Genomic DNA, 8,732 nt, shown 5'->3' on the forward strand with positions numbered 1-8,732 from the left:
GCCAGACCCGCGACAAGCCCTGGGCGGTGCTGGGGCATGACGAACTGGGCCCGTGCTTCCACCCGCAGGCGATCGCCGACGTGGCAGCCGCGGCCGCGGCGAACGGGCTGCAATATCTGGGTGAGGCGGATCGAGAGCGGATCGACGACGCGTTCGTGCCTGCCGACATCCCGTTGGAGGAGGACAGCACCGCGCAACTCGTCCGGCTGCTTCAGGGCGGCGACTATCGCGACGTTTGCTTCTTCCGCCACTCGCTGTTCGTGCGTGATGGGGTGCGGCCCAAGCGACGGCTTGACCTGGACGCGCTGGCCGATCTCTACGCCACCAGTCGCTGCGTGCGGCAGGGCGAGGGCGAGTTCAGGCTGGGCGAGAATGTCTTCGAGGTTAGCGACCCGCCGCTGTCCGCGGCGCTGGGCCGACTGGTGGACTTGGCGATGGAGCGGGTTCCCGTTGGCGATCTGCTCGACACCCCCGTACGGCTAACCGCACTGTACGAGATGTTCGAGGTGGGCCTGGTGGAGCTGCATGCCGGTCCGGCGCCTTATGCGACCCGGGTGTCGGAGCGGCCGCTCGCCAGCCCGCTGATCCGGATGATGCTGGCGGAGGACCTGCCACGGGTCTGCACGCTCGACCAGCGGATGATGGTGATCGAGGAGGCGGGCCCGCGCCACCTGCTCGCGCACCTCGACGGATCGCGCGATCTGGCCGCGCTGGGCGAGATCGGCGCCGCGGCCGGCTTGGCGGACGAGGCCGCCTTGCGGGCGGCACTGGCGCGGCTGGCGCGGGAGGCGGCGCTGATCGGCTGACGACGGCTCAGCGGCCGGGCAGGGTCGGCACCGTCGGCGGCGAGAAGTCCTTCAGAGGCGCAACCACGCGCTCCGCGGCGTCCTTGGCGGCCTGCTTCGCGGCCTGCGCCGCCTCGCGCGCAGCTGCCTTGGCTCCCTCGGCGGCGTCGCGCGCCTGCTGCTTCGCCGCTTCCGCCGCCTGCTTCGCATGCGCCGCCGCTTGGTCGGCTGCGTCTGTCGCCGCTTTGCGCGCCTTCGCCGCCGCCTCGCGTGCCTGATCCGCCGCCTTGCCGGCCGCCTCGGTCGCGGCCTTCCGCGCCTCGTCCGCTGTCTTGCGCGCCTGGTCGAGCATCGACTTGGCCTGCTCGGTCGTGGCCCTGCGCGCCTCTTCGACCTGGCGGCGCGCCTCGGCGATCCTCTCTTCCGCCATCGCCTTCGCCTCTTCCGCGCGGCGGCGCGCCTCGGCGCCCGCGTTCTCGGCAGATGTCTTGAGATCGTCCACCGCCGCCTTTGCGTCCTCGATCGCCTCGCGTGCGGCCGCCTCGGCGGTGTCGCGCGCCTCCTCGGCCGCGCACCTGGCGTCCGCCATCGCCTGCTCGGCGGCCGCGCGTGCCTGTTCGGCCATCCGGCGCGCCTCTTCGGCCATCTGCCGTGCCTGAGCGACCAGCGGCGCCACCGCATTTTTGAACACCTCGGTGTCCTTGAGCGCCTCGACTTCCTTCAGCACATAGCCCATCGGGTCGGGCGGCAGGCCCAGCCGCTCGGCGATCTGCTGCGGCGAGAGGTCGCGCAGCTTCTCCAGTTCCTGTAGTTTCATCCAATAGGGTCCGAGCGCCTCGGTCGCCGCCGGCACCAGTTGGTAGAGCCGGTCGCCCGCGGCGAGCGCCTCCTTCTCGATCATGCCGATGCCATCCTCCAGCATCGCGCGCGCGGCGGCGAGCGCATCCAGCGCCGCCATCCCCTGTGCCCGCAACGTGGCGATCAGGTCCTGGAGCAGCGGCGTCGCGAGCAGGGCATCCAGCCAGTCGGCGGGAATTTGAGGGATTGCGGGTATGTCGGGCAGATCGGGTAGGGCAGGCAAGCTGGGCAATGCCTCGGCGCAGGGCAGCACCTCATAGGGTGACGCGGCCATGGCGAGCATCATCGCCTCGATCTCGGCAATTCTGGCCAGCGCCGCGGCCTTGGCGGCCTCGCCGATGGCGCGCAGCGCCTCGATCCGGGCAAGACCTTCGTCGAGCAGCACTTTCGGATCGGGCAGGCTGTCGAGCAGCCGCATCGCCTCCGCCAGCTTCTGTTCGGCAAGCTCGCGCATGGCGTTTGCCATCGCCAGGATGCCGTCCGCGGCATCGCGCAACTGCTGAGCGGCATCCTGAAGCGCCTGCTCGCCTTGTGCCTTTAGCGCATTGGCAGCCTCCTTCGCCGCCTGCATCGCCCGATGGACGGCTTCCTCAGTGGAGAGCAGCTGGTCGGCAAGCACGCGCAGACGATCGAGTTCCTGAGTGGCACGATCCTGTACCGCCTGAGCGGCGTTGCGGGCCTGGTCGGCCATTGCCTCGGCGCGGGCCCGCGCGTCGCGGACCGCATCTTCCGCGCGCCGCTGCATGTCGGCGGCGGCCTGTTGCGCGTCGGCGACCGCCTCTTCGGCTCGGCGCTGGACATCGGCGAGCGCCTGTTCCCCGCGCTGCTGCGCCGCCGCAGCAACGGCCTGCGCCTTGGCCATCGCCTCTTCTGCGCGGCGCTGGACATCGCGCGCCGCCTGTTCCGCGCGCTTCTTCGCCTCGGCGGCAGTCGCCTTCGCGGCGTCGACCGCTGCCTCGGCCGTCTTTCGAGCATCGTCCGCGGCCTTCTCGGCCAGACGCTGCCCTTTTTCTGCCGCCTGCCCCGCCTGCTCGCGCGCACGATCAACCACGCCTTCTGCCCTGTCCTGCGCGGTTTGCGCGGCGGCCTCCGCGCGCCTGCGGGCGTCGTGCGCCGCTGCGCCCGCCTTGCGGCCGGCCTCGTCTGCCGTGTCGCCGATGCCGCTCATACGAATCTCCGATGTGCCGCGGCGAGGCGGAAACGGAGCAGTTCCACTCGCTCGGCTGCGCTCCATGGCTCGCGCCACAACGCCTCCGCCCAGTGCAGGCGCGTGAACGCCGGACTCCAGAACGATTGGCATGCCGCCACCACCAGCGGCGCATCGTCCTGCGTCAGGCCAAGCCGGTCGGCCTCCGCCACAGCCCGTGCCGCCGCGGCGGGTGCGGCAGCCGCTTCCGCTCGATCATGCAGCGCCGTGACGATCGCGGCGGCGACGCGGTCTGGTGCGGGGGCAGCGACGAGACGATGCGGGACGAACAGCGGCATGCGCGATCCGGATCGCTGTGCGCTGCGCCGGACATGCGGCGGCATCGTGCGGCCAAGCTCGGCGAGTGACCCGTCCAGTTCGTCGCGAAGTTGCGACAGGCGCGCGTGGATCGCCGGCTCCTCGTCGAAATTCGGCGTCACCGACACCATCAACTCGCAAAACGCCCAAAGCGAGGCCTGGTGCGTCAGCCCCCAGCCGGCGGCGCGCTCCAGCATATGCCCTGTGATCCGCGCCTGCACTTCGTCGGGAAAGCAGGGCAGGAAATGCGGAAAGGTCGCCACCAGCCGCCGGCGCACGCGCTCAAGGAACGCGGGCCGCGCCCCCGCCCGCAATGCGGTGATCGCCCCTGGCGAGAACGAAAGCATCCGGCAGCCCCTCCGGCCTCGAACCGGAGAAGACTATGTAGCCGGACCGCCCGTGTCCAGCGGCGCTTGCGCGGTTGGAATAATGGTGGACGCACTTGGGCTCGAACCAAGGACCCGCTGATTAAGAGTCAGCTGCTCTACCAACTGAGCTATGCGTCCGTGATCGTCGGGTGAGGCCGGAGCCCCGCGATCGGAGGCGAGCGGTTAGCCGCCGCTCGCGGGGGATGCAACCCCTTTCTGCACAAAATCAGCGCCGAGGCGCGAGGCGGTTGGCGCGGTCGATCGAAAGGAGGATACCCAGGCACAGCATGGTGGTCATCTGCGCCGATCCACCGAAGCTGACCAGCGGCAGCGGAATGCCGACCACGGGCGCGAGGCCCATCACCATCATAAGGTTGATCGCGACGTAGAAGAAGATCGTCGTTGCCAGCCCAGCCGCGGTCAGCCGGGCGAACCGGCCCTGCGCGCGCAGCGACACGCCGATGCCCCAGCGGATCACCAGGAAGAAGGCGGCGATCAGCAGCACGCCGCCCACTAACCCCCACTCCTCCGCCATGGTAGCGAAGACGAAATCGGTCTGTCCCTCCGGCAGATAGTCGAGGTGGCTTTGGGTGCCGTTGAGGAAGCCCTTGCCCCAGATGCCGCCCGAGCCGATCGCAATCTTCGACTGGCTGATGTGGTAGCCGGTGCCGAGCGGGTCGCTTTCCGGATCGAGGAAGATCAGCACGCGGTTGCGCTGATAATCGTGCAGCAGGAAGTTCACCGCGAGCGGGATGACCACCGCCACGCCCAGCGCGCCGCCGACGAACAGGCGCAGCGGCACGCCCGCCAGGAACACTACGGTAGCACCGCCGCCGCAGATCATCAGCGCGGTGCCGAGATCGGGCTGGAGCATCACCAGCGCGCCGGGAAAGCCGATCAGCAGGGCCGCCGGCCACAGGGCGCCAAAGCGGCGGATCTCCGCCACGGGCAGCATGTCGTAGAAGCGCGCGCAGGCAAGCACGATCGCCACCTTCATCAGCTCGGACGGCTGGAGGCGGATGAAGCCGAGATCGAGCCAGCGCTGGCTGCCGCCACGCACCGCGCCGAGCAGTTCCACCAGTACCAGCATGACCATAAGCACGCCATAGACGGGCAGCGCGCCGCGCTTCCACCAGTCCTCCGGCACCCAGCTCAGCACCAGCGCGCCGCCCAGGAACACGAAGAAGCGGACCGCCTGCGGCAGGGCCCAGGGGTGGATCGAGCCGTTGGCGGCCGAATAGAGCACCACCAGCCCGAAGCAGCCGATCGCCAGCACCAGGCCGATGACGCGCCAGGGCAGTCGGGCGAGCGGGGCGGGCACGAAGCCGGCGCGACTCATTGCGGCGCGGTTCCGGGGAGTTCGGGTTCGGACGTGCCTTCGCGCGCCGGCCCGGCACCATTGGCAACGTCCTGCGCGATCGCCTCGGCGGTGGCATTGGAAGCATCGGTGGCGCGCTCCACCGCGGGGGCGCTGGTGGGGGCAGGGGCGTCGGTCTCGGTGGCGAGCGCCTGCGCGGGCGGCGGCGCGGTTGCGGCGGCGCGGTAGGCGGCCTCCTGCGCTGCCATGCGGGTGCGGATGTCGCCGCCCCAGGTCGGCTCCTCCTTGGCGAGGCTGTCGAGAGCGCGCTTTTTGTCGAACAAATAGGTCATGATGTCGCGCCCGATCATCGGCGTGTCGAGATTGCGGACATTGTGGCCATTGTGCTCCAGCACGATGCCGGCTGCGTAGCGCGGATTGTCCGCAGGCGCGAAGCAGACGAACAAGGCGTGGTCACGCAGCTTGAACGGCAGCTGGCGGTTGTTGAGTACGCCCGCGCGCCGTTCCGCCATGGTGATGCGACGGACCTGCGCGGTACCGGTCTTGCCCGCCAGCTCGACACCCGGGATGTACAAGCGCGAGGCGCCGCCGGTGCCGCCGCCGTTGACCACCGCCCACATCGCCTCGCGCACGGTTTGCAGATGCTCGGGCGAGACCGGCAACGCCGCCGCATTCCGGTGGATTTGGTCGGCGAGCAGGCTGGGCTGGAGCGCCCGCCCGCTGGCGAGCCGCGCCGACATCACCGCCAGCTGGAGCGGATTGGCGAGCACATAGCCCTGACCGATCGAGGCGTTGAGCGAATCGGCGACCTTCCAGTCGGTCTTATACTTGCGCTGCTTCCAGGCGCTGTCGGGCACGGTGCCGTAGCGCTGGGTGGTGAAGGGCAGATCGAACTTCTGCCCCAGGCCCAGCATCCGCGCGATCGGGGCGACGCGGTCATAGCCGAGGCGGCGGATCATCTCGTAAAAATAGATGTCGCAGCTCTGCGCGATCGCGCCCTTGAGATCAAGCGGGCCGTGGCCGCGACGCTTGTGGCAGTGGAACACGCCGGTGCCGACGCGCATCGCGCCCGAGCAATAGACCCGCTCGTCCGCACCGACTCCGGCGGTCAGCAGCGCCAGCCCGTTCATGGGCTTCACCGTGGAACCGGGCGGATAGAGCCCCTGCGTCACCTTGTTCATCAGCGGCACGTGATCGTCGTCCGACAGCATGCGCCATTCGAGGTGGCTGATCCCGTCCGAGAAGCTGTTGGGATCATAGGCGGGCATGGAAACCATCGCCAGCATCTCGCCGGTCAGGCAGTCCATCACCACCGCCGAGCCCGAGTTGGTGCCGAGGCGCCGTGCGACATATTCCTGGAGGCCCGCGTCGATGGTCAGTCGCTGCGTCTTGCCGGGCACGTCGCGGCGGGTGGGCAACTCCTTGACCAGCCGCCCGCGCGCGGTGACCTCGACGCGCTTGGCTCCGGCCCGGCCGCGAAGATCGTCCTCCAGCGTCTTCTCAAGACCGTCCTTGCCGAGCTTGAAGCCCGGGGTGACCAGCAATTGGTCGCGGGTCTCGCGGAACTGCTCGGCGGTGGCGGCGCCGACATAGCCGGTGAGGTGGGCGACCGCGGCGCCGGCGGGATAGTGACGCGCGAAGCCGCTGGTCGGGGCGACGCCGGGCAGCTCGGGCAGGCGTACGCTGACCGCGGCGAAGCGGTTCCAGTCGAGGTTCTCGGCGACCTGGACGGGCTGGAAACCCGCGGCCCGCTTCAGGTCCGCGCGGACGCGGACCATATCCTCGTCGGTGAGGCCGAGCAGCCGCTCCAGCAGCGCCAGCACGCGCTCGTCATCCTCAAGCCGGTCGGGGATGATGTCGACGCGGAAATCGGTGCGGTTGTTGGCGATGGGGTGGCCGTGCCGGTCGACGATCCAGCCGCGGCGCGGCGGGATCATCGTCAGGTTGACGCGATTGCTCTCCGACAGATTAGTGTAGCGCTCGTTCTCGGCGATCGACAGCCACGCCATCCGCCCGCCGAGCAGCAGCGCGACGCCGCCCTGCGCCGCGCCGAGCAAAGTGGCGCGGCGCGAGAAGCTGAACGCGGACTGCGCCTCGGTGATCGGGCGGGGATTGTGCTTCACGCGGGTCCCCGCGCGCGGTCGATCCATGCCACCTGCCGCGCGGCCGCGGGGAACAGCAGGATGGAGATCGCGATCTGGGCGAGCAGCATCTGGTCGACATGGGCAGTCAGCGGCGTCGCCGCCAGCCTGCCGCCCGCCAGCACCAGCGCGATCGCGGCGGCGGCGATCGCCCAATCGGTCACGAACTCGCGAAACATGGTGCGCTGGTCCACCAGCAACACCAGAAAGAAGCTGAGCTGCCACAGCAGCATCGCCGAGCCCAAAGGCTGGCCGCTGATCAGGTCGTCGAACAGTCCCAGCAGCGCCGGCGCCCAGGGCCGCAGCGCCAGCGGGGCGAGCAGTCGCCAGGCGAGTAGCATCAGCAGGCCGAGCGGCGGCAGTAGCGGCGCATTCGTTACCACCGGCAACGCGCCGGCGACCAGCGAGGCAACCATCACGCTCGCCCAGGGCAGCAGACGCGCGCGGCGGACGGCGGCGCGTTCCTCGCGTTCGAGGGCGATGGCGGCGGGCGTGCTCACGGCGCGGCTGTCGGGGTGGGGGAAGGGGCCGGCAGGGGCGCGGGGCGTGCAACCGGCGGAGGCGGGGGGAGAAACGCTTGGCTCACCACCGCAAAGTCGAGCGCGGCTGGATTGGAAACGGCGCGCGCCCAGCCGCCTTCTGGGGTCCGCTTCTCGAGGATCGCCACCGGCACGCCCGGCGCATAGATGCCGCCGGTGCCCGAGGTGATGAACAGGTCGCCGGGCCGGAAGCCGGGATCGCCCGCCTCGACGCCGCGCACGTCCAGCATCACGTCGCCGCGGCCGGAGACCAGAGCCGGCCGCCCGTCCCGCGCGCGGCGGACCGGGATCACGCTCTCGGCATCGGTGAGCAGCAGCACGCGGGCGCTGTTCGGCCCCGCCTCGACGATGCGGCCGATCAGCCCGTTGGGGCCGCGCACCGGCTGGCCGCGGCGCACGCCCTGCCAAAGCCCGGCGTTGAGGATGCCGAACCGGCGGGTGGAGGCGGCGGTGGAGGTGACGATGCGAGCGGTCACCACCGGCTCCGGCGAGGCCTCGCGCACCGCGGCGATGCGGCGCAGGCGCAGGTTCTCATAGCCCATCGCCCGCGCGCGCAGCAGCAGCGCGCGGGTCCGGTCGCGTTCGGCGCGCAGCCGTGCATTTTCGTCATGCACGCGGAAATAGGTACCGATCGCCTCGGGGATCGCGGCGAGACCGGCCACCACGCTCCGCCCTCCGCTCGCCAGCGGCGTGGTCACCTCCGCCACCGCGGCGCGGACCGCGGAAAAGGCGGGCGGGTCGAAGCGCTGGAGCGCAAGCAGCACAGCTCCCACCACCGCGCCGGCAATGGCGAGGATGTAGGTGAAGAACAGTCCGAATTGCGCCCGTCTCGAAAAGCCCGGGCGCCGATCCCGCGGCGGCGCCATCGCCTACCCCCGTGTGGCGTGAAAGGACGCCGGTCAGCCGTTCATCAGCACGCCGCGATAGATCGGATCCTCCAGCGCGCGGCCGGTGCCCAGCGCGACGCAGGTCAGCGGATCCTCGGCGACGGTGACGGGCAGGCCGGTCTCGTCGCGCAGCACCTCGTCCAGCCCCTGCAGCAGCGCGCCGCCACCGGTGAGCACGATGCCCTGATCGACGATGTCGGCGGCCAGTTCGGGCGCGGTGTTCTCAAGCGCCACGCGCACGCCCTCGACGATGGTCGCCACCGGCTCCGACAGCGCCTCGGCGATCTGGCCCTGGTTGATCTGGATCTCCTTGGGCACGCCGTTGACGAGGT

General features: G+C 70.5%; 8 protein-coding genes and 1 tRNA gene. 1 reads left to right on the forward strand and 8 read right to left on the reverse strand.

Annotated elements, in window-relative coordinates; genetic code table 11:
* The coding region (locus ACFDTH_RS15865) for a hypothetical protein (protein ID WP_375288531.1) at positions 1-806 on the forward strand (806 nt) is incomplete at its 5' end.
* A 7-nt stretch (positions 807-813) separates the two neighbouring features.
* Here ACFDTH_RS15865 and ACFDTH_RS15870 read toward each other — a convergent pair.
* The 8 genes from ACFDTH_RS15870 to ACFDTH_RS15905 all read right to left on the reverse strand — a co-directional run.
* A complete protein-coding gene (locus tag ACFDTH_RS15870) occupies positions 814-2,811 on the reverse strand; it encodes a hypothetical protein (protein ID WP_375288532.1) in 1,998 nt (665 codons plus the stop codon).
* On the reverse strand, positions 2,808-3,494 hold the full coding sequence (locus tag ACFDTH_RS15875) for a hypothetical protein (RefSeq protein ID WP_375288533.1): 687 nt from the start codon (positions 3,492-3,494) through the stop codon (positions 2,808-2,810). Before ACFDTH_RS15875 ends, ACFDTH_RS15870 begins: the two co-directional genes overlap by 4 nt.
* 83 nt (positions 3,495-3,577) lie before the next feature.
* Positions 3,578-3,653 (reverse strand) — tRNA-Lys (locus ACFDTH_RS15880).
* 88 nt (positions 3,654-3,741) lie between these two features.
* Positions 3,742-4,854, reverse strand: coding sequence for a rod shape-determining protein RodA (gene rodA, locus ACFDTH_RS15885; protein WP_375288534.1), 1,113 nt, complete (start codon positions 4,852-4,854; stop codon positions 3,742-3,744).
* Entirely contained in the window at positions 4,851-6,983 is a 2,133-nt protein-coding gene (gene mrdA, locus ACFDTH_RS15890) for a penicillin-binding protein 2 (RefSeq protein WP_375288535.1), read from the reverse strand. Before mrdA ends, rodA begins: the two co-directional genes overlap by 4 nt.
* Positions 6,953-7,474, reverse strand: a complete 522-nt coding sequence (gene mreD, locus ACFDTH_RS15895) for a rod shape-determining protein MreD (RefSeq protein WP_375288536.1) — start codon at positions 7,472-7,474, stop codon at positions 6,953-6,955. The genes mrdA and mreD overlap by 31 nt, the downstream gene beginning before the upstream one ends.
* Positions 7,471-8,379, reverse strand: coding sequence for a rod shape-determining protein MreC (gene mreC / locus ACFDTH_RS15900; RefSeq protein WP_375288537.1), 909 nt, complete (start codon positions 8,377-8,379; stop codon positions 7,471-7,473). The genes mreD and mreC overlap by 4 nt, the downstream gene beginning before the upstream one ends.
* A 33-nt stretch (positions 8,380-8,412) precedes the next feature.
* A partial coding sequence (locus ACFDTH_RS15905; RefSeq protein WP_375288538.1) for a rod shape-determining protein occupies positions 8,413-8,732 on the reverse strand: 320 nt, incomplete at its 5' end.

The sequence above is a fragment of the Sphingomonas sp. genome (assembly GCF_042096255.1).
Lineage (GTDB): Bacteria > Pseudomonadota > Alphaproteobacteria > Sphingomonadales > Sphingomonadaceae > Sphingomonas.